This is a genomic window from Nocardia sp. NPDC004711 (assembly GCF_053601595.1).
Genome location: NZ_JBSGCB010000004.1, coordinates 239282 through 260155, shown reverse-complemented (window position 1 = coordinate 260155; position 20874 = coordinate 239282). Strand labels below are relative to the sequence as shown.

General features: G+C 67.5%; 22 protein-coding genes. 11 read left to right on the top strand and 11 right to left on the bottom strand.

The annotated features are described in order from the left end of the window. Positions 1-12: 12 nt before the first annotated feature. Positions 13-1047, bottom strand: coding sequence for a cytochrome P450 (locus ACWEKS_RS05750; RefSeq protein WP_452338998.1), 1035 nt, complete (start codon positions 1045-1047; stop codon positions 13-15). Positions 1048-1050: 3 nt separating this feature from the next. Between ACWEKS_RS05750 and ACWEKS_RS05745 the strand changes: the two genes are divergently transcribed. Further along, positions 1051-1404, top strand: a complete 354-nt coding sequence (locus tag ACWEKS_RS05745) for a hypothetical protein (protein ID WP_452338997.1) — start codon at positions 1051-1053, stop codon at positions 1402-1404. 148 nt (positions 1405-1552) lie between these two features. Here ACWEKS_RS05745 and ACWEKS_RS05740 read toward each other — a convergent pair whose 3' ends face one another. From ACWEKS_RS05740 to ACWEKS_RS05730, 3 genes are all read right to left on the bottom strand, one after another. Further along, entirely contained in the window at positions 1553-2467 is a 915-nt protein-coding gene (locus tag ACWEKS_RS05740) for a D-alanyl-D-alanine carboxypeptidase family protein (protein ID WP_452338996.1), read from the bottom strand. Positions 2468-2749: 282 nt separating this feature from the next. Beyond that, positions 2750-3568 carry a class I SAM-dependent methyltransferase gene (locus ACWEKS_RS05735; RefSeq protein WP_452338995.1) on the bottom strand — a complete coding sequence of 273 codons (819 nt, stop codon included), beginning with the start codon at positions 3566-3568 and terminating at the stop codon, positions 2750-2752. 261 nt (positions 3569-3829) lie between these two features. Further along, positions 3830-4603 (bottom strand): SDR family NAD(P)-dependent oxidoreductase, encoded by a 774-nt coding sequence (locus tag ACWEKS_RS05730; protein WP_452338994.1) that lies wholly within the window; start codon positions 4601-4603, stop codon positions 3830-3832. Between the two features lie 330 nt (positions 4604-4933). Between ACWEKS_RS05730 and ACWEKS_RS05725 the strand changes: the two genes are divergently transcribed. After that, complete coding sequence (locus ACWEKS_RS05725; protein WP_452338993.1) at positions 4934-5524, top strand: TIGR03086 family metal-binding protein; 591 nt, start codon at positions 4934-4936, stop codon at positions 5522-5524. A gap of 67 nt (positions 5525-5591) precedes the next feature. After that, positions 5592-6008 (top strand): DoxX family protein, encoded by a 417-nt coding sequence (locus ACWEKS_RS05720; RefSeq protein ID WP_452338992.1) that lies wholly within the window; start codon positions 5592-5594, stop codon positions 6006-6008. A gap of 189 nt (positions 6009-6197) precedes the next feature. Here the strand turns inward: ACWEKS_RS05720 and ACWEKS_RS05715 are convergent, their stop codons facing one another. The 4 genes from ACWEKS_RS05715 to ACWEKS_RS05700 all read right to left on the bottom strand — a co-directional run bounded on the left by ACWEKS_RS05715 (position 6198) and on the right by ACWEKS_RS05700 (position 8652). Next, positions 6198-6812, bottom strand: a complete 615-nt coding sequence (locus ACWEKS_RS05715; RefSeq protein WP_452338991.1) for a class I SAM-dependent methyltransferase — start codon at positions 6810-6812, stop codon at positions 6198-6200. 155 nt (positions 6813-6967) lie between these two features. Continuing rightward, the gene (locus ACWEKS_RS05710) at positions 6968-7384 is read right to left on the bottom strand and encodes a nuclear transport factor 2 family protein (protein ID WP_452338990.1); all 417 of its coding nucleotides are present in this window, start codon (positions 7382-7384) and stop codon (positions 6968-6970) included. A gap of 141 nt (positions 7385-7525) precedes the next feature. Next, complete coding sequence (locus tag ACWEKS_RS05705; protein ID WP_452338989.1) at positions 7526-7756, bottom strand: hypothetical protein; 231 nt, start codon at positions 7754-7756, stop codon at positions 7526-7528. Continuing rightward, positions 7753-8652 (bottom strand): LysR family transcriptional regulator, encoded by a 900-nt coding sequence (locus ACWEKS_RS05700; RefSeq protein ID WP_379446028.1) that lies wholly within the window; start codon positions 8650-8652, stop codon positions 7753-7755. Before ACWEKS_RS05700 ends, ACWEKS_RS05705 begins: the two co-directional genes overlap by 4 nt. Before the next feature lie 140 nt (positions 8653-8792). Here ACWEKS_RS05700 and ACWEKS_RS05695 point away from each other — a divergent pair, with 140 nt between their 5' ends. The 3 genes from ACWEKS_RS05695 to ACWEKS_RS05685 are packed head-to-tail and all read left to right on the top strand — an operon-like array spanning position 8793 to position 12903. Beyond that, positions 8793-10187, top strand: coding sequence for an MFS transporter (locus tag ACWEKS_RS05695; protein ID WP_452338988.1), 1395 nt, complete (start codon positions 8793-8795; stop codon positions 10185-10187). A 17-nt stretch (positions 10188-10204) separates the two neighbouring features. After that, on the top strand, positions 10205-10951 hold the full coding sequence (locus tag ACWEKS_RS05690) for a 3-hydroxybutyrate dehydrogenase (protein ID WP_452339038.1): 747 nt from the start codon (positions 10205-10207) through the stop codon (positions 10949-10951). Then, positions 10948-12903: an acetoacetate--CoA ligase gene (locus tag ACWEKS_RS05685; RefSeq protein WP_452338987.1), complete on the top strand. Its 1956-nt coding sequence runs from the start codon at positions 10948-10950 to the stop codon at positions 12901-12903. The genes ACWEKS_RS05690 and ACWEKS_RS05685 overlap by 4 nt, the downstream gene beginning before the upstream one ends. Before the next feature lie 32 nt (positions 12904-12935). On the opposite strand, the gene ACWEKS_RS05680 is transcribed toward ACWEKS_RS05685, so the two are convergent. Further along, positions 12936-13145 (bottom strand): PASTA domain-containing protein, encoded by a 210-nt coding sequence (locus ACWEKS_RS05680; RefSeq protein ID WP_452338986.1) that lies wholly within the window; start codon positions 13143-13145, stop codon positions 12936-12938. Positions 13146-13384: 239 nt separating this feature from the next. On the opposite strand from ACWEKS_RS05680, the gene ACWEKS_RS05675 reads away from it, so the two are divergent. Both ACWEKS_RS05675 and ACWEKS_RS05670 read left to right on the top strand, forming a co-directional pair. Then, positions 13385-13879 (top strand): hypothetical protein, encoded by a 495-nt coding sequence (locus ACWEKS_RS05675; RefSeq protein WP_452338985.1) that lies wholly within the window; start codon positions 13385-13387, stop codon positions 13877-13879. Positions 13880-13911: 32 nt separating this feature from the next. Beyond that, a complete protein-coding gene (locus ACWEKS_RS05670) occupies positions 13912-14304 on the top strand; it encodes an NUDIX hydrolase (protein WP_452338984.1) in 393 nt (130 codons plus the stop codon). A 48-nt stretch (positions 14305-14352) separates the two neighbouring features. Here the strand turns inward: ACWEKS_RS05670 and ACWEKS_RS05665 are convergent, their stop codons facing one another. Beyond that, a complete protein-coding gene (locus ACWEKS_RS05665; protein WP_452338983.1) occupies positions 14353-14952 on the bottom strand; it encodes a TetR/AcrR family transcriptional regulator in 600 nt (199 codons plus the stop codon). 150 nt (positions 14953-15102) lie between these two features. Here ACWEKS_RS05665 and ACWEKS_RS05660 point away from each other — a divergent pair, with 150 nt between their 5' ends. The 3 genes from ACWEKS_RS05660 to ACWEKS_RS05650 all read left to right on the top strand — a co-directional run bounded on the left by ACWEKS_RS05660 (position 15103) and on the right by ACWEKS_RS05650 (position 19880). Further along, on the top strand, positions 15103-15948 hold the full coding sequence (locus ACWEKS_RS05660; protein WP_452338982.1) for an alpha/beta fold hydrolase: 846 nt from the start codon (positions 15103-15105) through the stop codon (positions 15946-15948). After that, on the top strand, positions 15945-18320 hold the full coding sequence (locus ACWEKS_RS05655) for a beta-glucosidase (protein ID WP_452338981.1): 2376 nt from the start codon (positions 15945-15947) through the stop codon (positions 18318-18320). The genes ACWEKS_RS05660 and ACWEKS_RS05655 overlap by 4 nt, the downstream gene beginning before the upstream one ends. Before the next feature lie 693 nt (positions 18321-19013). After that, positions 19014-19880, top strand: coding sequence for a MinD/ParA family ATP-binding protein (locus ACWEKS_RS05650; protein ID WP_452338980.1), 867 nt, complete (start codon positions 19014-19016; stop codon positions 19878-19880). Positions 19881-20359: 479 nt separating this feature from the next. On the opposite strand, the gene ACWEKS_RS05645 is transcribed toward ACWEKS_RS05650, so the two are convergent. Next, positions 20360-20857, bottom strand: coding sequence for a hypothetical protein (locus ACWEKS_RS05645; RefSeq protein WP_452338979.1), 498 nt, complete (start codon positions 20855-20857; stop codon positions 20360-20362). Positions 20858-20874 lie beyond the last annotated feature (17 nt).

Genomic DNA, 20874 nt, shown 5'->3' with positions numbered 1-20874 from the left:
GACTCCGGCAGGTCAGGGCGCGACGGGCTCGAAGCGGAGATGTAGTTCGCGAGGTGCGCCGACGCTGATGCCGACCGACCGGTGCACTTCGGCGCCGGGGGCGAGGCGGAAGCCGGTGAGGCGGTTCAGGAGGCGGGTGATGCCGATGTCGAGCTGCATGCGGGCGAAGTGGCGGCCGACGCAACGATGGATGCCGATGCCGAAGGCCAAGTGCGGGTTGCGGTTACGGTCGAAGTCGAGTTGGCCGGGGTTGTCGAAACGGTCGCTGTCGCGGTTGCCCGAGCGCCAGTGGACTGCGATGCGGTCGCCCTTGGCCATCGGGACGCCGAGCAGGTCGTTGTCCTCCATGACGAGTCTGCCCATGACGCTCACGGTCGAGGTGTAGCGCAGCAGCTCGTCCAGATCGCCTGCGGCCCAATCAGGTTCACGCAGGCGCGCTTCGAGGCCGGGTATCTCGGTCAGGAACTCGGCGATGTAGGCGAGTGCGCCGCGGGTGGTGTCGAGCCCGCCCAGCAGTAGCACGGTGACCACGCCGAGCCGTTCCTCCATGGTGAGCGGTCGGCCGCCGGCGACGGTGGCATCGACAATATACTGCAGCAGATCCGCGCGCGGCGCGGCCTCGCGTTCGGCCATGAGCTCGGCGGCCAATGCCGCGACGGCGGCGAAACTGTCGGGCGTGTTCTGCACCGACACCTGGGTGACGGCATCGACCGCGCGCGCCAGCCGCTCCTGGTTGTCGTCGTCCAGCACGATCTTCGCCAGCGCTCCCGCGGTGAACGGGATCGCGAACTCGCTGACGAACTCGACCTCGCCGCGGCCGGCGAACTGATCGATGAGTTCGTCGGCGAGGTGCTGCACCACCGGCGCGTATCGTTGCAACGCCGACCGTGAGAACGGCCCGTTGAGGAACGCCCGGAAGTCGTGATGCAGTGGCGGATCCACGTCGATGGGCGGCAAAGCGACTGGTACTGAAGTCAATCCGGGCATGGTCGAACTGAAGATGTCCGGGTGCGCGGCCACGGTGACAAGGTCTTCATACTGCGTCACCACATGCATTCCACCACCGAATCCCGAATGCGCGACCGGACATTGCCCACGCGCCCAGGTGAGCTGATCGTCCAGCCGCGCGCAATGGCCCTCATCGAACCAGTCGAGATGATCGAAGAACTCCTGATGGCTGTCGGTCACGGCAAGCCCCTTCCCACCCCGAGCAGCAGTGCGCTGATGGTGCGCCCGGCAGCGGCACGGAGTCAACCCGTCCGGCGCGTCGAAATCCGTGCCGAACGCCTGCGCTCAGGATGGATAGATCGGCGGAACTGCTCATGGCTCAACGACATTGCTGCCATGGGATCGGGATATCCGGTCGACGACGGAGTCGCGTACCGGGTATCGGAGGTTCGCTGAGGAAGTTTGCCGCGGGTGACGGGCTGCCGGGACCTGGCGGTACGATTGTGACGCCTCGCGATGCCGTGGAACGCCAACGGTCCGAGGCGATTTCGGGCCGCTGGCGTTCGTGGGGCCGGGATTCGCAGGTGGCCTGCGGTGGTCGGCGCTAACGGATCGGCAGCGCGCTGAAGATGGGGTTGTAGGCCCAGTTCAGCAGGCGCTCAGCGTCTTCCTTCGCGGCGCGGCCGCTGCCGGGTGAGCTGTGCAGGACCACGCCGATCAGCGGTATTCCAGCCCGCACCGTCTCGAACAGTAGACAGGCTCCCGCGGCGTCGGTGGATCCTGTCTTGATGCCGATGGTGCCGGGGTACTCGTGCAGCAGCAGATTCGTGGTCTGCCAGTGGTGCTCGCGATTGCCCGGGCCGGCGGGCAGGTGATAGCTCTCCGACCCCGCGATCTCGCGGAACACCGGCAGGCTCATCGCGCGCAGGCCGAGGGCCACCAGGTTCGCCGGTGTGGAGTAGGTGGAGTAGTCGTCGGGGGAGGGCAGTCCGCTGGGGTCGGCGAAATGTGTCCCCGCCAGGCCCATTTGACCCGCGGTGTCGTTCATTCTGGCGATGAAGCCGTCTTGGCCGGGCCCGTATGCCTCGGCCAGGGTATAGGCGGCGTCGCAGCCGGACGGCAGCATCATCGCGTACAGGGCCTGTCGTGTGGTGAACACTTCTCCGGGGACCAGGCCCGCGCTGCTTCCGTCGTGCCTGGTGCAATAGGACATGCTCTCCGGCGGCACGGTGACAGTCCGGTCGAGGTCGCCGGCATCGATCACGACCAGTGCCGTCATCACCTTCGCGATGCTGGCTATCGGGACCGGCGTGTCCGGCTCTCGCGACCACAGCATCGTGCCGGTAATTCCGTCTGCCAGTTCAGCCCCCGGCGCCTGTATTCCGTCCGGCTCGGAACTCGGCCAGGGCAACAGGCCATTCGGGGCACTCGCGGCGGGAGCGGCCGCGACGCCATGGCTGACCGCCACAATCAGCGCCCCTGCGACGGCAGTCTGCAACAATCGAGCAAATGTGGGCATGGCGACATTCTGCCTTTCGATCCCGTTGATCCCAGGGATTTCACTGCCGGGATTGTCGCAAAACTCGGGCCGTTCGGGTCGACGCCGATTGCGTATGTCCTGGTTCCCGTGGATTCCGAGTTTCGTTGTCGCTGACGCCAATTCGTCGGCCAGAGCCTCAGATCGATCCGATGCCGGGTGAGCCATGCAGCAGAGCGAATTGCGCTCCGGCGGTATCGGTGCCGGCGAGGAAGCTGTGAGCGTGTCGGTTTCGACATAGCGCAAGTTGCGGCGGAATGCTGCTTAATCGGCTGGCCGCCGGGCTGTGATCTGCAGCCATCGGATTGGCGCGTCGAACTCGCCCGGCCCATATCGCCGGTGTAATTCCGTGGTTGCGATCGCGGTCGCGGATTGGACGTCGAGGGACGAGTGGCGTTCGATTTCGCCACGCAGCGGGGTTCCCTGGCAGAACGCCACCGCACCGGTCTCCGGCGTCGAGTGGCTGGAACCCTCGATGTATTCACCGGTGATCCGGTCGAATCCGGCCGTTTCGAGTTCGCCGCGGATTCGGTCGATGTCGAAGTATCCGTAGGGCGTGCGACGGAAGAACTCGAGCGGCTCGTCGGGTGCTGCCGCGCACAGTGCCCCGGTGATGACAAGAGGTACGGCGTTGTGCTCGATCCGGTCCCAGACGTTGAAGGCGAACATGCCATTCGGGCGCAGCACCCGGAGCGCCTCGGCGTATCCGCGTACCTTGTCGGGCAGGAACATTGCACCGAATTGGCATGCGACCACATCGAAGGAGCGGTCGGGGAACGGCAGGCTCTGGGCGTCCGCGACCTGCCAATGCACCCGCTCGGAAACGAGCCGGGCTGCGGCCGCTGTCACCATGGGTTCGTTCAGATCGGTTGACACGATGTTGTGACCGCCCAGCCGGGCGAGTTCCCTCGTCAGCGCCCCGGTCCCGGCAGCCGTTTCGAGAATGTCGACGGCGTCCGCCGTGGCCACCGATTCCGCAAGTAGCCGAGCCGGTTCCGCGAAGATCATCGGAACCAGCAGGCTGTCGTAAATCTCGGGAATCGACCCGGTGAAGGAGGCGTCCCCGCGTCCGGCCGTGGTCACGAGCCCGGCCTCGGATCGCCACTCACGGCACGTGATGCTACCGCCGGCACCTGGATACGCGAGTCGGACGCGCAGGCTTCGAGTGAACCTCCGGCCGACCTGATACGTAAGAAGAGATGAAGAACAACGCATTCGACGCTTGCATCGGATGGACGAATGTCGCATCCGATGCATCGCCCTCGGCTGGTGTTCCGTAAGACCCCCCGACCAACGGAACACCAGCACCGAGGCCCTCCGCCGCGACGATCGCCATTGCCGTTGTTATCCGAACATCCATTGACCGCCATTGACGTGGATAACCGCACCGGTGATGGCGGCTGAACGCGTCGAGCACAGGAAGGCGCATGCCCATGCCAGCTCCTCGGGCGTCGGCTGTCGTCGGATGGGGATGGCCGGGAGGAAAGTCTCCGTTCTTTCCGGGGTGACCTCGGGATGGGTCTGCATGTCGCGGGCGGTGTCGATGAATCCGGGAGAGACATCGTTGACGGTGATGCCGTACTGGCCCAGCCCGGAGGCCAGGGACTTGGTCAGGGTGCGCAGGCCGCCTTTACCGACCGAGTGGGGGACCCGGGTCCAGCCGCCCAGCCAGCCATCCTCGCCGTTGATATGCACCACCCTTCCCCAGCCGCGCTCGCGCATGCCGGGCACGAACGCTTTGGCCAGGTACCACGAGGCGGTGAGTTGCTGGTTCAGGTGGTAGTGCCATTCCTCATCGGTGATCTCGAAGAAGTCCTTGTAAAGCCGTCGGGCTGCGTTGCTGACGTAGATATCCACGCCGCCGAATGTCGCCTCGGCCTGGGTCCGCATCCGCTCCACGGTCGCCTTGTCGGCGGCGTCACCTATCACCACCAGGGAGCCGACGCCGAGATCCGCGGCCTCTTTCGCCACCGAGTCGGCTTCCGCCTGATCGCTGCGGGTGTTGACAATGACGTTCGCGCCGCAGCCGGCCAGCTCGAGCACGATCGCCCGCCCGATATTCCGGCCCGAGCCCGTGACCAATGCTGTCTTACCTGCAATTCCGAAGACGTCGCTCATGTCCGCCTGCCTTTGATTCAGAATCTGCGGTGATGGTGGTTCCAACCCGAGATGCCCGGCACCGTCCCGCCGCCGGCATCACGCCACGTTCATTACCCGGCCCAGCACAATCGTCTCGCTCCACTCGCACGAGTCAAGCGCGGCTACACATCCTTCTCCGCGGTGCCGACGGCATCCTTCACATGCTGTGACCGGAAGCGGTGTCGAATCGCGTGGGCATAACGGACCGCCAGTGCAGCCGTTGCGGATATTCGCCTGTGCCACCGGGTGCGGTCGCCGTGACGTACTTTTCCAAGAACACACGGCCGGCCTCGGCATAGCGTCCTCGGCATGAACACGATTCTTTCAGCGATGACCGAGTGCGCCGCTGAGGCTGGGCGGGTGGCTCGGGGAGTTCGACCGGAGCAGTTGTCGGCGCCGACGCCGTGTACCGAATTCGATGTGCGGACGCTGATCAACCACTGGGTGCTCTACTCGTCCTACGGGCTGGAGTGCCGGGCGCGGCGGCGGGCGATCCCCGACGATCTGAGTGGCCGTGATTTCACGGCGACGGCGGATTGGGCCGAAGAGTATGCGGCGCAACTGGATCGAGCAGTGCAGGCATGGGCCGAGCCCGCGGTGTGGGAGGGCGAGATCGACCTCGGGTGGTCCTCGGTGCCCGCGTCCGACGTCGCGGGAATGCTGCTCGCCGAGCTCGCTCTGCACGGGTGGGACGTGGCGGCGGCGACCGGACAAGAGTTCCGGATCTCCACGGCGGCCGCCACGACCATCGCAGAGATCATCGACTCCAGTGCGAAGGAATACCGCTCGTACGGCATGTTCGTCGCGGCAGTCGAGGTGGCCGATGACGCAGAGCCGTTCGTGCGGGCGGTGGCCGCATCCGGGCGAAATCCGCAGTGGGCGACCAGTATTCGAGCGTAGGTGGCGAACCCATCTCGCCTGCGCACTGGGCGTGTCACATTTCGGCCGTGCGGGTGGTCATGGCGGTATGACTATCGCTCACACCTGGTCCGGATGGGTCGCGACCGGCTTCCTGTGGTTCCTCGCCCTCGAGTTCATGATGGGAGCGGTGACCAAGTTCTGGCCCGGGCCGACGTTTTTCGGGCCTGCGTACTCGATCAAATTCGCGGAGTGGGGGTGGCCCGCCTGGTTCCGGTTCGTGGTCGGCGGGATCGAGGGGGTGTGTGCGCTGCTGTTGGTGATCCCGTTCCACGAGGCACGATTCCTCGGCGCCGCGGTGCTGATACTGGTGCTGACCGGCGCTGTGGTCACGCACATCATCAACCACCACGGGCCGAAGGAGAGTTTCGCGGCACCGGTGCACCTGGCGATCATGGTGATCGTGGCCCTCGCGACATGGCCGACTCACTGGATGGACGTGCTTCGGCCCGGGCAGTGGGCGTAATTGAATGTTGCGGTGGGCGAATAGGATTCGCCCACCGCGACCATCTCGTATGCCCCGTATCTCCGACCGTGAGGCCACGCGCCACTGCACCGGAGAGGGATGCCCTGGACCTGAATTACAGGATGTTCGGTGTTGCAGCGGACCAGATTCCACCGGTCAGGGTTGGGATTTCCTGGGGCAGGGCAGGTTTCAGTCTGCGCGCGAGAACACCGCCACCAGAAAGTCGGACTGGTCGGTGAATGGGCGTAGGTCCCAGGTCGAGAGCTGCAAATCCACTGTGAGTCCGGCGTTCTCGGCGTCGGTCAGGAACTGCGGGAACTCGTAGCCGCGGTCGGCTCCGAAACCTGTGACCACCCGGCCACCCGGGGCGAGGTTGCGGGCGAAACCGGCCAGCACCGCCCCTCGGGTGGAGGGCGCCAGGAATGTCATCACGTTCCCCGCGCACACGATGACATCGAAGTCGGCGGTGATGTTGCGGGCCGGCAGGTCCAGTTCGGCGAGATCACCCACAATCCAGGTCGGGCCGGGATGGTCGTGCTCCGCGGCAGCGATCAAGACCGGATCGACATCGACGCCGACCACGATATGACCCGCGTCGTGCAGGTAGCCACCCACACGTCCCGGACCACACCCCGCATCCAGGACCCGGCTACCGCGGTCGAGCATCGCGTCGATCAGCCGCGCCTCCCCGACGATATCCGCGCCTTCGGCCGACAATCTCCGGAACCGCTCCACGTACCACTTCGAATGCGCAGGGTCGGCGGCGGTGAGTTCCTCCCAACGGCTGGGGGTACGTCCGCTCATGGATGGCTCCTCCTCGGTCGGGTCCGTGCCCTGTCCACTGTGCCACCGCCGCGCGGAGGCCAACCGGTCGGTCCCGTTTCCTTCTTCGACCCGCGCCGTGTCGCCTCCTTCGACCCGGGCTGTGTCGTCGCGATCGTGGGCCTGTGCCCCGGTGATCAGGCGTTCTCGGCCAGAGCGGCCAGGACCGCCGAGGTGTCGTGATAGTAGGGCCGGAATTCGGTGATCAGGCCGTCCTGGAAGCTGATCCACTGCAGCAGCGAGGTTTCCAGTACCCGTCCGGTGTGCCGGGCACGCAGCCGGCCTCGGCTGTAGGCGACGACCCGTTCCCCTTCGCTGAGGAAGTGCTGCTCGTCGAACCACAGGCCGTCCCAGCTGTCTCCCATCGCGGCGAGGAATTCGCGGATGCCGTCGTGCCCGTGCCACTGCCCGCCGTAGGGCAGGCTCGAGGCCTGGTACATCACGACATCCGGCGCCAGATACCGAGCCATCTCCTCGAACCCGGCCCCCTCGGTGAGGTAGGCGGCCTCGGCCGCATAGAAGGCCCGCAGGGTGGTCATCGCATCCGTTGTCATGCTCACGATGGTCATCGACGCTCACCGCCCGCGCTGGCGAGAATCGGCCGCGGTGTCGCGATGCCCGTGGGTGAATTCGCCGCGTGGCTACCGAATCCATCCCCGTACCCGAATCATGGCGGGTCCGATCGGCGGCGGGCCCTACGCCGACTCGTTCGGCGGATCAAGTTCAGGTTTCTCCCATGGCGTGATCTGTCGAGGTGTCGTGATGTTCGCGTGGTTCAGGAAGTCTTGCTCGGCGTCTATTCCCAGGTCGGCGCGCATCAGTGCCCGCAAGGTCCGGTAGGCGATCTGGGCCTCACGCCACGCGGCGGTGAGCTTCTCGAGGTCCGGCTCTCCATCCCGCGTCGGTGATCCGGTGGAGTGGGTCAACCCATGAGCATGTCGCGGTGGGTGTCCACCTGCTCGCGCAGCGCCTCGACGAGGGCGGCGACTTCGGGGCGGCGCAGGGTTTCCGGGCGCGCGACGAGCCAATAGGTCAGGCGCACAGAGATTTCCGGCAGCACGCGGGCCAGATCGGTGTGGCGGTCGGCCATGAAGCAGGGCAGCAGGCCCAGCCCGGCGGCCGCCCGGGTCGCCTCCACGTGCACGAAAACATTGGTGGAGGAGATGGATTCGCGCATGGCGGGCGCGAAGGTGGGGGCCAGGTCGAGGTCGTCGACCTGGAGCATGGAGTCGATGAAGTAGACGAGCGGGTGGCGGGACAGGTCTTCGAGAGCCTCCGGGGCGGGGTGATCGGCAAGATAGCCGTGGGAGGCGTAGAGCCCGAGTGTGTAGTCGCCCAGGGCGATGGCGCGGGCGCGGCGCAGTTGCGGTTTGCCCACCACCACTTCGATATCGAAGCCCGACCGCTGCAACGACGCCAGCCGGGTGGCGGTGACGATCTCGACGGACAATCCGGGATGGCGGCGCTGCATCCTCGCGATGGCGGGCGCGGCCACGTAGGCGCTGAACCCGTCGGTGGCCGACATGCGCACCACGCCTTCGAGTTCCGGGGTGTCGGAGGTCAGCGAGCGGACCGCGGATTCGATGGCCTCGGCGGCGGTGAGCGCCTCCCGGCCCAGATCGGTGAGCTCCCATCCGCTCGCACCGCGAATCAGCACCCGGCCGCCGAGCGCCTGCTCCAGCGCCGCGATGCGCCGCGAGATGGTCGTGTGGTTGATGCCCAGTTCCTCTGCCGCCGAGACGTAGCGGCCGGTGCGGCCCACCGCGAGCAGCACCAGCAGATCGTCGGGGCTGAGGCGGGTTGTGGTGGAGGTCACGCTCATTTCTGCATTCTTGCAGATTGTGGCTGCGGATCTGGTCATTGCGGGCGCGCCGAGTGTGCACGAATACTCCTTGGCATCGAAGTATGTGGGCCGCATCACAGATGAGGGGTGAGGCGGCCCGAGCGTGAAGGAGTTGCGCGATGAGCCTCCCGGATACCGAACCGGAAGCCCGCGGCGGCCTGGCCGGATTGCGGCGCGTGGTCGCCGCGTCCATGGCGGGGACCGTGGTCGAGTGGTACGAATTCTTCCTCTACGGCACCGCGGCGACGCTGGTGTTCAACAAGGTGTTCTTCGCCAAGGGCACCAGCGACCTGGACGCCATCCTGGCGGCCTTCATCACCTACGCGGTCGGCTTCGCGGCACGGCCCTTGGGCGGCATCGTCTTCGGGCACTTCGGCGACAGGTACGGGCGCAAGAAGCTGCTGCAGCTGAGCCTGATCCTGGTCGGCGCGGCCACCTTCCTGATGGGCTGCCTGCCGACTTTCGGGCAGGTCGGCTATCTGGCCCCCGTACTGCTGGTGGTGCTGCGGTTCATCCAGGGCTTCGCGGTCGGCGGTGAGTGGGGCGGCGCGGTACTGCTCGTCGCCGAGCACAGTCCGAGCCGCAGCCGCGCGTTCTGGGCGTCGTGGCCGCAGGCGGCGGTGCCGGTGGGCAATATGCTCGCCACCATCGTGCTGCTGGTGCTGACCTCGACACTGTCGGACGCGGCGTTCCTGTCCTGGGGCTGGCGGGTGGCCTTCTGGCTGTCGGCGGTGGTGGTGCTGATCGGCTACTACGTACGCACCAAGATCACCGACGCGCCGATCTTCGTGGCCACGCAACAGCTGGCCGAGCAGGAGAAGGCGAACTCCTTCAGCGCGCTCGAGGTGCTGAAGCGGTACCCGCGAGGTGTGTTCACCGCCATGGGACTTCGGTTCGGTGAGAACGTTTTCTATTATCTCGTCGTCACTTTCAGCATCACGTATCTGAAAGTCCATGTGGGAGCGAACACCAAGGTGATCCTGTGGTGGCTGCTCGCGGCGCACACCGTGCACTTCCTGGTCATCCCGCTGGTCGGACGGCTCAGTGATCGCATCGGGCGGCGGCCGGTCTACCTGGTCGGTGCGCTCGCCGCAGCGACCTGGGGTTTCTTCGCCTTCCCGATGATGGACAGCAAGCACAACGCGGTCATCCTGTGCGCCGTCATCATCGGCCTGGTGTTCCACGCCTTCATGTACTCCGCGCAGCCGGCGATCATGGCCGAGATGTTCCCCACCCGCATGCGGTATTCCGGTGTGTCCCTGGGCTATCAGGTGACCTCGCTGGTGGCGGGGTCGCTCGCGCCCATCATCGCGGTGCGGCTGCTGGAGTCCTACAAATCCTCGGTGCCGATCGCCTGGTACCTGGCGGCCTCGGCGGCGGTGACCGTGGTGGCGGTGCTCTTCGCCCGCGAGACCAAGGGCGCCGACCTGGCGGCCATCGACCGGGCCGACGCGGAAAGCCTGGCAGCGCAGCGTAATTCGATGCACGACAGTGCGGAGGTGAAGGTGGCATGACCGAGACGACCGGACCCCTGGGGGAACTGGCGGGACGCAGGGCCCTGGTGACGGGCGGGGCGAGCGGGATCGGCGCGGCCTGCGCCCGCGAGCTCGCCGCCCGCGGCGCGCAGGTGACCGTCGCCGATATCGACGGCGAGGGCGCGGAGAAGGTGGCCGCCGAATTCGGCGGGCGGACATGGCAGGTGGATCTGTCGGACGTGACCGCCCTGGAGGACCTCCGGCTGGAGACCGACATCCTGGTGAACAATGCCGGCGTCCAGACCGTCAGCCCGATCACCGACTTCCCGCCGGAACGGTTCCGCAGGATGCTGCGGCTCATGGTCGAGGCCCCGTTCCTGCTCACCCGCGCGGCCCTGCCGCACATGTACGCCCAGGGGTACGGCCGGATCGTCAATCTCTCGTCGGTGCACGGGCTCCGGGCCTCGGCGTTCAAATCGGCCTATGTGACCGCCAAGCACGCGCTGGAAGGGCTGTCGAAGGTGGCGGCTCTCGAGGGCGGGCCGCACGGGGTGACCAGCAACTGCGTGAATCCCGGCTACGTGCGAACCCCGCTGGTGGACAAGCAGATCGCCGATCAGGCCGCGGCGCACGGCATCCCCGAGCAGCAGGTGGTGGAGCGGATCATGCTGACCGACAACGCGATCAAGCGGCTGGTGGAGCCGGAGGAGGTGGCCTCGCTGGTCGGCTGGCTCGCCTCGGATGCGGCGCGGATGGTGACCGGGGCCTCCTACACCATGGACGGCGGGTGGAGCGCCCGATGACCGAGATCGCAGCGGTGCCGCAGTGGGTGCCGGACGAGGGCGCTATGGCGGCGGCGCGGATCACCGACTTCGGTCGGTTCGTCGAGCGGCGCTACGGGATTCACACCGAGAATTACCCGGAGCTGTGGCGCTGGTCGGTGGGCGACATCGCCGGATTCTGGCGGGCGGTGTGGGAGTACTTCGAGGTCGGCGAGGAGCCCGCCGAGGTGCTGGCTTCCAGTGACATGCCGGGGGCGCGGTGGTTTCCGGGCGCCCGAGTCAACTATGTCGACCAGATCATCCGGCACGCCCGCACCGACCGGCCCGCGATTGTCGCGCTCAGCGAGGACAGCCCGGTGCGGGAACTCTCCTGGGCGGAAATGCTCTCCCGCACCGCGGTTCTGGCTCGCTCACTGCGCGAATTGGGTGTCGGTCGCGGCGACCGGGTGGCGGGCTACCTGCCGAACATTCCCGAAGCCGTGATCGCCTTCCTCGCCACCGCGAGTATCGGCGCCGTCTGGAGCGCCTGCGGACAGGATTACACGGCCGCGGCGGCGCTCGACCGCCTCGGCCAGCTCGAGCCGGTCGTGCTCATCACCGCCGATGGCTACCGCTACGGCGGCAAGGCGCACGACAAGATCGCCGAAATAGCTACTCTCCGTGACCGTTTACCCTCGTTGCGGGGGACCGTGCTGGTGTCGCGGCTCGGCCGAACGCTGCCCGACGCCCTGGACTGGAGCGACGCCACCCAGGATCTGTTCGCGCCGCAACCACCCGCGCTCGCCACCGAGCCCGTCGATTTCGAGCATCCACTCTGGGTGCTCTACTCCTCCGGCACCACCGGCAAGCCCAAGGGCATCGTGCACGGCCACGGCGGCGTGCTGCTGGAGCATCTGAAAGCCCTTGCCCTGCACTCCGATATCGGGCCGGACGACACCTTCTTCTGGTACACCAGCCCCAGTTGGATGATGTGGAACTTCCAGGTCTCCGGGCTGCTGGCCGGCGCGACCATCGTCTGTTACGACGGCAGTCCGGGCCATCCCGCGCCGGATGCGCTGTGGGCGTTGGCCGCCCGCACCGGCGCCACAGTCCTGGGCACCAGCCCCGGGTACGTGCTGGCCTGTGAGAAGGCGGGCGCCCGTCCGGCGCTCACCCACGATCTGCATGCGCTGCGGCAGATCGGCGTCACCGGTGCGGCCTTCCCGGCGTCCTCGTCGATGTGGTTGCGCGACAACGTCGGTGATATCCCGGTCTCCTCGATCAGCGGTGGCACCGATGTGGTCTCGGCCTTCATGGGCGGCACGCCGACCGTCCCCATCTGGCCCGGCGAGCTCTCCGCCCCGTATCTCGGGGTGGCCCTGGAAGCCTGGGACGAATACGGTCACTCCGTCCACGATGCGGTGGGCGAGCTGATCGTCACTCAGCCGATGCCCTCCATGCCCGTCGCGTTCTGGAACGACCCCGACGGCGCCCGCTACCGCGACGCCTATTTCGACATGTATCCCGGCGTCTGGCGGCACGGCGACTGGATCACCCGCACACCGCACGGCAGCGTCATCGTGCACGGGCGGTCCGATTCCACCCTGAACCGCAACGGTATTCGGATGGGCAGCGCCGACATCTACGACGTCGTCGAGGCGCTGCCGGAGATCGCCGAATCCCTGGTTCTGGGCATCGAAGAGCCGGGTGGCGGCTATTGGATGCCCCTGTTCGTGGTGCTCGCTCCGGGACGCGAGCTCACCGACGAGCTGCGGCAGCGGATCGCTGCTGCCATCCGGACTGCTTTGTCGCCCCGCCACGTCCCCGACGTGATCATCGCGGCCCCCGGCATCCCGCACACCCGTACCGGCAAGAAACTCGAAGTCCCGCTCAAGCGCCTGCTACAGGGCGCGGACCCCGGTCGCGTCGTCGACCCCGCCGCGGTCGACGACCCCGGCTTGCTGTCCTGGTATCTCGGCCAAGCGCCTGCCTAGCCCGTCACGCAGCGGCGGTCGCCGTCGAGTCGTCAGCGCCCACACCCGCGAGGGCCGACCATGATGGTCACCGTCGCGTCGACGGCGACCGCGGTGCCCGCCGCCGGACTCTGGCCGACCACCTTGCCGACCTTCGCGGGATCGGTGACCGTCACTGTGGATTGCTGCACTGTTCCGTGCCAGCCGAGGGGTTGCAGCGTGGTGGTCACGGCCGCGGGCGTGAGAAGTGGATATCGCGCCACGCGCGCGCACCGAAACGTTCCGCGTGTCGGGTGCGGGTGGGCGGCCCTGCGACGATCGGACGGGACCGCGGTAACCTGCGGTTCTTACAGAGTGAACCCGGCATTCCGGTCACGCGAAACGGCGTTGGGGGCGCGCTGGCGGCAATGACCTTGTAGTCTTTCACAATTCGGCCACGCCGCTTGGCTAGTGTCGGGTGAGCCGTGCATCTGTCGATCAACAGCGAAGGGGATTGTCGGACGTGGACGTGGGAGCAGTGGCGGCGGCCGCGCAGTCGGGTCGCAGCAGCGAAGCCATCGTCGCCGACACCGAGAAGCAAGCCATCGATCTGCTGACCAATATCGGTCGCTACTACCAGGCCATGTACAACCTCGGTGACATCCGTTCGCCCGGAGCCGAATTGCGTGCGGCCTGCTCGAAGCTGCTCACGGTCGCGAATTGGCTGGACACCGCCCGTGACGAGCAGCTGACCGACGTGCCGGAGCCCGCCGACTCGGCCGGGCCGTCGCAGGGACGCTCGCTGCCCCGGGTGGTGGCCGATTTCCTCGCCGAACACCCCGAACAGACCTGGACCCCGGCGGAAGTGATCGCGGCGCTCCAGAGTCGCGGCGTGGAGCTGCCGATCAGCGCCCGCCACCACGTCGCGGTCGCGCTGGGGCGAATGGCGCAGCGCGACAACAGCAATGTGCGCAAACTCGATCGCGGGAAGTACCAGTACGCGGTGGACTCCGCGTAATCCGTCCCCGTCGGTTCACGCATGATCGACGGGTGAAAGAAAAACATTTGGTGTACTGCCGGATCGAACGCGCCGGCACGATCCTGCTGATCCGCAGGGCCGCCGGGGTTTTCCTGGACGGGCGGTGGGAGCTGCCGGGCGGTGGCGTCGAGCCGGGCGAGCGACCCGAGCAGGCCGCGGTACGCGAGGTCGCGGAGGAGACCGGTCTGGCCATCGAGGTCCTCGGCGAGCGCTCGGCACACGAGTGGATGGATGTGGCCGGACGCCCGCTGCGGATTCACGCGCGGGTCTTCGATGTGCGCGAAAACGGCAGTGGTGCGGTGATTCTCAATCCGGACGAGCACGACGACCATGCCTGGGTCACGGCGGAGCAGGCCGCCGGGCTCGATCTCGCCGAGCACTTCCGCGATGCGGTGGCCGGATGAAGCGATAGGAGATGCCGGACGAGCCGCTGCGAGATGGGGGATGGCGCGCTAGGAGATGTAGGCGATGAGTTCGTCGACGTAGGCGCGGAAGAGGGCGGCCATGTCGACCGTGTCGGGATCGACCAGCCATTGCAGCTGCAGGCCGTCCATCATGGCGAAGACCTGGCGGGCTGTGGCCGCGGGGTCGATGTCCTTGCGGATGCTGCCGTCGTCGATGCCCGCCTGTAGCGCTCCGGCGAGGTAGTCCTGGAGCAGGCGGTAGCGGTTCAGCGCCCACTCGTGAGCCGGATGGTCGGCGGTGACCGCCTCGCTGGTGAGCACGGTGAACAGCCGGACCAGCCCGGGCACGTGCATATTGTGCTCGACCAGCTGGGCCAGGCGGACGAGGGCGTCCTTGCCGCGCAGCTGCTGGTCGAACCCGAGGCGGTCGTAGTCGAGGCGGTCGCGGTAGTCGAGGACCGCCGACAGCAGCGCGGCCTTGTTCGGGAAGTAGTGCAGCAGCCCGGGCTGGGACAGGCCGCAGCGGTCGGCGATCTCGGCGATGGAGGCACTGCGATAGCCGTTGTCGGCGAAGGCTTTCAGTGCCTCGTCGATGATCTGCTCGCGGCGGTCGTCGCCCCGTCTGCGGCGTCGGGGGTGGGGCGTCATGAGGTGGGACACTAGTCAAGCGGGTTGATCAGGCAAACCTGGACCATGGTTACGAAACGATAACAGTACCTAGTGACTACTCGGTAAACTGGATTTCCACTGGCACACTCGTGCCAGCCGTACAGGGCCGTACGAGGGAAGGGATTGCCGATGAGTCAGGCCCCGATCATCACGCCGATCACGCTGCGCGGAGCGGCCGGGAAGCTGGCCGCATGGGAGGTCGAGCCGCCGGCCGGGGTCGAGCGGCGCGGCACCGCGCTGCTGGTGCCGGGCTTCACCGGCTCCAAGGAGGACTTCGAGGAGATGCTGCCGCTGCTCGCGGCGGCCGGGTACCGGGCGGTCGCCTATGACCAGCGCGGGCAGTGGGAGTCCGAAGGGCCCGAGGAGGTTTCGGGGTACACCCTGGCCGATTTCGTCGGCGATCTGCAGGGCGTGGTCGACCAGATCTCGCCGGCCGAGCCCATCCACCTGGTCGGGCATTCCTTCGGCGGCTACGTCGCCCGCGTCGCGGTGATCGAGCGGCCGCAGCGGTTCCGCAGCTTCACCCTGCTGGCGTCGGGCCCGTCCTCGGTCGCCGACATCAATTTCCCGCCGCCGCTGCTGGTCGCGCAGGCGGTGGAAGCCGGTGGGCAGGCGGTCATCTGGGAGCAGATGAACGCGGTCATGGCCCAGGCCGACCAGCAGCCCGCGCCGCGGCGCCGGGAGTTCCTGCGGGAGCGGATCCTGCGTACCAAGAAGGCCAATATCGTCGGCATCCTGACCTGCATGGCGGAGCCGCCGGTGAAAGATCCGGCGGTGCTGCGGGATTCGGGTGTGCCGCTGCTGGTCGCCTACGGCGACACCAATGACCTCTGGGCGCCCGAGGTGCACGAGCGGTTCGCGAAGCAGCTGAACGCGAAGACCGCCGTCTATCACGGCTCCGGCCATGTGCCGAACGAGGATGTGCCCGCGCAGGTCAGCGCGGACCTGGCGACCTTCTGGAAGGAACAGGAATGACCGACGTCATCGACGACCTCCTCGGGAAGCTGGATCTTCCCGCCAAGATTCGCCTGATCTCGGGCGCGGGCTTCTTCCGCTTCGCGGGCGAACCGGGCATCGGGCTGGCCGAGATGCCGGTCTCCGACGGCCCGTCCGGCGTGCGCGGCGAGCAGTGGGACGAGCGCGACCCCTCGGTCAGCCTGCCCTCGGGCACCGCCCTGGCCGCCACCTGGGATCGCGACCTGCTCACCGGGATCGGCGCGCTCATCGCCGCCGAGGCCCGCCGCAAGGACGTGTACGCGGTGCTCGGGCCGACCATCAACCTGCACCGATCCCCGCTGGGCGGACGGCATTTCGAATGCTTCTCCGAGGACCCTATGCTGACCGCCGAGATCGCCGACGCCTACGTGCGGGCGGTGCAGGCGCACGGGGTGAGCGCGTGCCCGAAGCACTACGTCGGCAATGACTCCGAGACCGAGCGGTTCACCGCGAATGTGGTCGCGGACGAGCGGACGCTGCGGGAGCTGTACCTGTACCCGTTCGAGCGGTCCGTCGAGGCGGGCGCGTGGATGATCATGGCCGCCTACAACTCGGTCAACGGCGCCACCATGACCGAGAGCGACCTGCTCGACGAACCGTTGAAGGGGGAGTGGGGCTTCGACGGCGTGGTGGTGTCGGACTGGACCGCGGTGCGCTCCACCCTCGGCGCGGCCAAGGGCAACGACCTGGCCATGCCCGGTCCCTGGGAGCTGTGGGGCGCGCCGTTGGAAGCGGCCGTCCGCAAGGGCGAGGTGCCCGAGTCCGCGATCGACGAGAAGGTGCGGCGCATCCTGCGATTCGCCGTCCGGGTCGGCGCGTTGAACGGAACGCCCAAGCCCGTTCCGACCTTCAGCGACGAGGCGTCGCAGCGCCTGGTGCGCGAGGCCGCGGCCAAGGCCATGGTGCTCGCCGCCAACGACGGCACCCTGCCGCTCGGTAGGCCCGCGCAGGTGGCGCTGCTCGGATCCGCCGCCGCCGAGCCGCGTTTCATGGGCGGCGGCAGTGCGACCGTGATTCCGGCGCACACCACCTCCCCGCTGCAGGGGCTGTCGGAGGTGCTGCCGGTGGTCCACACACCGGGTGTGCACCTGAGCGAGAACATGATTCCGGTTCCGCTGGACCTGGTCACCGACCCCGAGACCGGCGAGCCGGGGTTGTCGCTGCGGTACCTCGACGGCGACGCCGTGCTGGATACCGAGCATCGGCGGGCGGGCAGCCTCATGCTCTTCGGCAACCCGAATGCCCTGCAGGCCAAGGCCATCGAGCTGCGCGGGCGACTGCGAGCCGACGTGGCGGGGGAGTGGCGCATCGGGTTCGCCGGTGTGGGCACGCTGACCCTGACGCTGGACGGCGAGCAGGTGCTCGAGGAGACCGTGGTGCCCGCGGGCGCCGATCCGGTCGAGATGCTGCTGAATCCGCCGCAGCGGTTCGTGACCCGCACCCTCGCCGAGGGGCAGGAGGTCGACGTGCTGGTGCGCATGATGCCGGACAACGGCTTCCCTGCCATGGGCATCACCTGCGCGGTCGGCCGTCCGCGCCGATCGGATGACGAAGAGTTCGCTGCCGCAGTGGAATTGGCGCGGACCTCCGAGGTGGCGGTGGTGGTCGTCGGCACGACCGAGCGGATCGAATCCGAAGGCTTCGACCGCACCACGCTGCGGCTGCCCGGCCGGCAGGACGATCTGGTCGCCGCGGTCGCCGCGGTGAACCCGCGCACCATCGTGGTGGTGAACTCCGGCTCGCCGGTGGAGATGCCGTGGCGCGACGATGTCGCGGCCGTGCTGCTCGCCTGGTTCCCCGGGCAGGAATTCGGCGCGGCGCTCGCCGACGTGCTCACCGGCGCCGCCGAACCCGGCGGCCGCCTGCCCACCACCTGGCCCGAAACGATGGCCGACGTGCCCGTGCTCGACACCAAGCCCGGACCCGACAATGCGCTGCCCTACGGCGAGGGCATTCACATCGGCTACCGCGCCTGGCTGAAATCGGGTGTGGCCCCGGCCTATCCGTTCGGCCACGGTCTCGGCTACACCACCTGGGAGCTCGACGAACTGACGGTGTCCGGCCGGACCGCGACCGTCGCCGTCCGCAATACCGGTGACCGCCGGGGCCGTCAGGTCGTGCAGGCGTATCTGTCGCGCGAGCACAGCGACGTCGACCGGCCGGTGCGCTGGCTGGCCGGATTCGCGGTGGTGGAGGCGAACCCGGGTGAATCCGTCACCGCCACCATCGACGTGCCCAAGCGCTCCTTCGAGCACTGGACCGATCAGGGCTGGGCCATCGAACCCGGGACCTTCACCCTGCACGTCGGCACCTCGGTGACCGCCCTCCCCCTCACCGCCGACATCGGCTGATCGCCTCGACCGCAACGGGTTCCGGCCGCACCACGGCCGGAACCCGTGCTCTTCGCACGCCCTGGACAACCCGTGGCTCATTCCGCTGGCCTTCGCCTCGGTGAACGGACCGGCCCTCGGCTGTTTCATGGCCGTGGACCTGGTCACCATGGTGCTGCCCAAGGCCGAAGATGCCGCCCGCGAGATGGGGTGCTCGATATCGCCAATGCGGGTCCCCGAATCGTCGGGCCTTTCGTGGCGTCGGCAGTGGTGAGCTTCGGCGGGTATCGGCCGCTATTCCTGGTCGGTGGCCTGCTTTCGGTGCTGGGGGCGGCCGCGGTTGTGCCGATTCGGGCGGTGCGCTGACATTCAGTGCCGGAGTTTCGGTGGGGCTAGGGATCCTGCTGCTTGCCTGCCAAGATCAGGTAATATCTGGCCACATTGAAAGGGACTGCACGGCAACCCTTTTGCACTCTTGATCGACAGCTAGGCGGGTAGGGGGTATCCGGGGGCAGAACTCGAGGCTTCAGCGAAGCTGTCGAGGCGCAGGGGCCGCTCGTCGACGCGGTGTGGGTGTCGACGGCGAAATGGCAGGGGGTTGGCTGCGCCACCGATCGTGCACGCGATGGATGACGCCGGCGTAGCCGTCCTCCGCGACGTGGTGACCAGACGATTCCGCAGCATCGTCTGCCGCTCGCATCAAAGGAATCCAGAGTGTCCGAAAATTTCCCGGATCATCCCGCCGCTCTTTCTTCCACTCCCACAGACCTTTCCCTGCTGTTGCGTCCGGCCCCGCCCGGCGCGCCCACCGACATGGTGCGCGTGCAGCCGCGCAACGGCTACCTGCTGTGGGCCGACCTGCCGCCCGTTCTCGTCCTGGGCAGCTCCGGCGGCTCCGGCGCGACCACCACCGCCCTGGGCATCGCGGGCGCGGCCGCCTACGACTACGGCGAACACTCGCCGATCGTCGTCGACGCCACCACCACCGGCGGCGACCTGGCCGCCCGCGGGTGCGACACCATCGACGCCGCGGGGACCGTCCAGTCCTGGCTGAGGATGACCCACCGCAGCCTGCCGTCCACCGTGATCGACAGTTGCGGCGAGAACAGCTCCGGCGTAGGCGTATTGCCCCGCGGTCCCGAGGCGCTGCCCCGCCGCGAGACCTACTCCTCGGTGCATCGCGACCTGGTCGAAGCCGGCTGCCTGCCCGTCTACGACGGCGGCGCGCCCGTCACCAACCGCATGGTCGCCCCGCTGCTGTCGGATTCCCGGATCTCGCTGGTGATCACCCTCGCCGCCCGCCCCGACGCCGTGAATCGGCTCAAACCCGCCCTGATCTGGCTCGACGACAACTACAGCCAGTACCACCTGGCCGAAGCGGTCATCGTCGTCACGCGTCAGTACCCGAAGGACGGGCCGCTGGTCACCGAACACGTCCGCAAATATCTCGGCGACGTGGTCCGGGCGGTCGCCGAAATCCCCTATGACGCCCACCTGGGTTCCGGCGGTCCCATCAGCTGGCGCCGCCTGGCGCCACCCACCCGCGCCGCCTACCGTCAACTCGTGAACCTGCTCCGCTAGTACCCGACATTTCGAAATGCCTGTGCGGCTTGATCCGTCGGCGCGGTTCTTGCTGGCAGGATTACGCCATGAACGCATTCGAGGTGGCGATGATCGTTCGATTGCGGTACAGCCGCTGAGAAGTTCACGGTGTTGGCGTAATTCCCTGTTCGAATGCATCTCACGAGACATGGATTCGAGGGCATATGACGAATGCTCGGCGGTTACAGCGGCAGGTTGATGGTGGGGGAAGTGCGCGTTCGGCAGCGCGAACACGATTGCCGGCGGGAGTGCTGACATATGTCGCATTCCTGCTGACGGCCCTCGGTCTGATACTTATCGGACCGGTAGCCGCAGGTTTCCTGATCGAGGCGAGTGGGGGCGGGGCCACCGGGCCGGGAGCAATCGCGGCGCTGATCGGAATGGCGACCTTCATCGCACTTACGCTGGGGGCCGGATCCTGGATGTTCTGGACAGCCAGGCGCAGCCCGGCCCGGGAATCACACTCGGGTACGTGATCGGCGCAGCAGAACGACTGCCCCGACGACGATGACGATGCCGACCGCGAGGAGGACCGAACCGAACACCGCGAGGAACCAGGCCTGGCCGGAGAACGCGGCAATGGTGCCCGGGAGCGCCAGCCAGATGATGGTGCCGAGGATGGCGGAGAACCATTCCGCGGGGCTGCGGCCGCGTTGCCATCCCATCGTGGCCAGTTCCGATTTGATGGATTCGCCGATCCGGTCGGGATCGCGGTTCCAGTGGTGCGGGGCCTCGCCCTCGCTGTTGGGCCAGTAGTACCGGAAGAACTGTGCGCGGCTGTGCTTTTCATTGAGCCGCAGGAAATAGCTGTAGGGGGTCCGCGTGCGGTCCTTGTCGTAGGGCCGTTCGACCCGCAGGCCGTCGTGGACCGAGCGCACGGTGTAGGGGCTGCCGTCGAGCACCATCCGCAGGCGGCTCTCCAACAGCACCTTCGCCGACGGAATCGGATAACTCACAAGATCATCGTAATCCA

Coding starts and splice junctions, on each gene's coding strand:
- ACWEKS_RS05745 (WP_452338997.1), top strand. CDS start 1,051: ATGCATTCCACCACCGAATCCCGAATGCGCGACCGGACATTGCCCACG.
- ACWEKS_RS05740 (WP_452338996.1), bottom strand. CDS start 2,467: ATGCCCACATTTGCTCGATTGTTGCAGACTGCCGTCGCAGGGGCGCTG.
- ACWEKS_RS05730 (WP_452338994.1), bottom strand. CDS start 4,603: ATGAGCGACGTCTTCGGAATTGCAGGTAAGACAGCATTGGTCACGGGC.
- ACWEKS_RS05725 (WP_452338993.1), top strand. CDS start 4,934: ATGAACACGATTCTTTCAGCGATGACCGAGTGCGCCGCTGAGGCTGGG.
- ACWEKS_RS05720 (WP_452338992.1), top strand. CDS start 5,592: ATGACTATCGCTCACACCTGGTCCGGATGGGTCGCGACCGGCTTCCTG.
- ACWEKS_RS05715 (WP_452338991.1), bottom strand. CDS start 6,812: ATGAGCGGACGTACCCCCAGCCGTTGGGAGGAACTCACCGCCGCCGAC.
- ACWEKS_RS05710 (WP_452338990.1), bottom strand. CDS start 7,384: ATGACAACGGATGCGATGACCACCCTGCGGGCCTTCTATGCGGCCGAG.
- ACWEKS_RS05700 (WP_379446028.1), bottom strand. CDS start 8,652: ATGAGCGTGACCTCCACCACAACCCGCCTCAGCCCCGACGATCTGCTG.
- ACWEKS_RS05695 (WP_452338988.1), top strand. CDS start 8,793: ATGAGCCTCCCGGATACCGAACCGGAAGCCCGCGGCGGCCTGGCCGGA.
- ACWEKS_RS05685 (WP_452338987.1), top strand. CDS start 10,948: ATGACCGAGATCGCAGCGGTGCCGCAGTGGGTGCCGGACGAGGGCGCT.
- ACWEKS_RS05665 (WP_452338983.1), bottom strand. CDS start 14,952: ATGACGCCCCACCCCCGACGCCGCAGACGGGGCGACGACCGCCGCGAG.
- ACWEKS_RS05660 (WP_452338982.1), top strand. CDS start 15,103: ATGAGTCAGGCCCCGATCATCACGCCGATCACGCTGCGCGGAGCGGCC.
- ACWEKS_RS05655 (WP_452338981.1), top strand. CDS start 15,945: ATGACCGACGTCATCGACGACCTCCTCGGGAAGCTGGATCTTCCCGCC.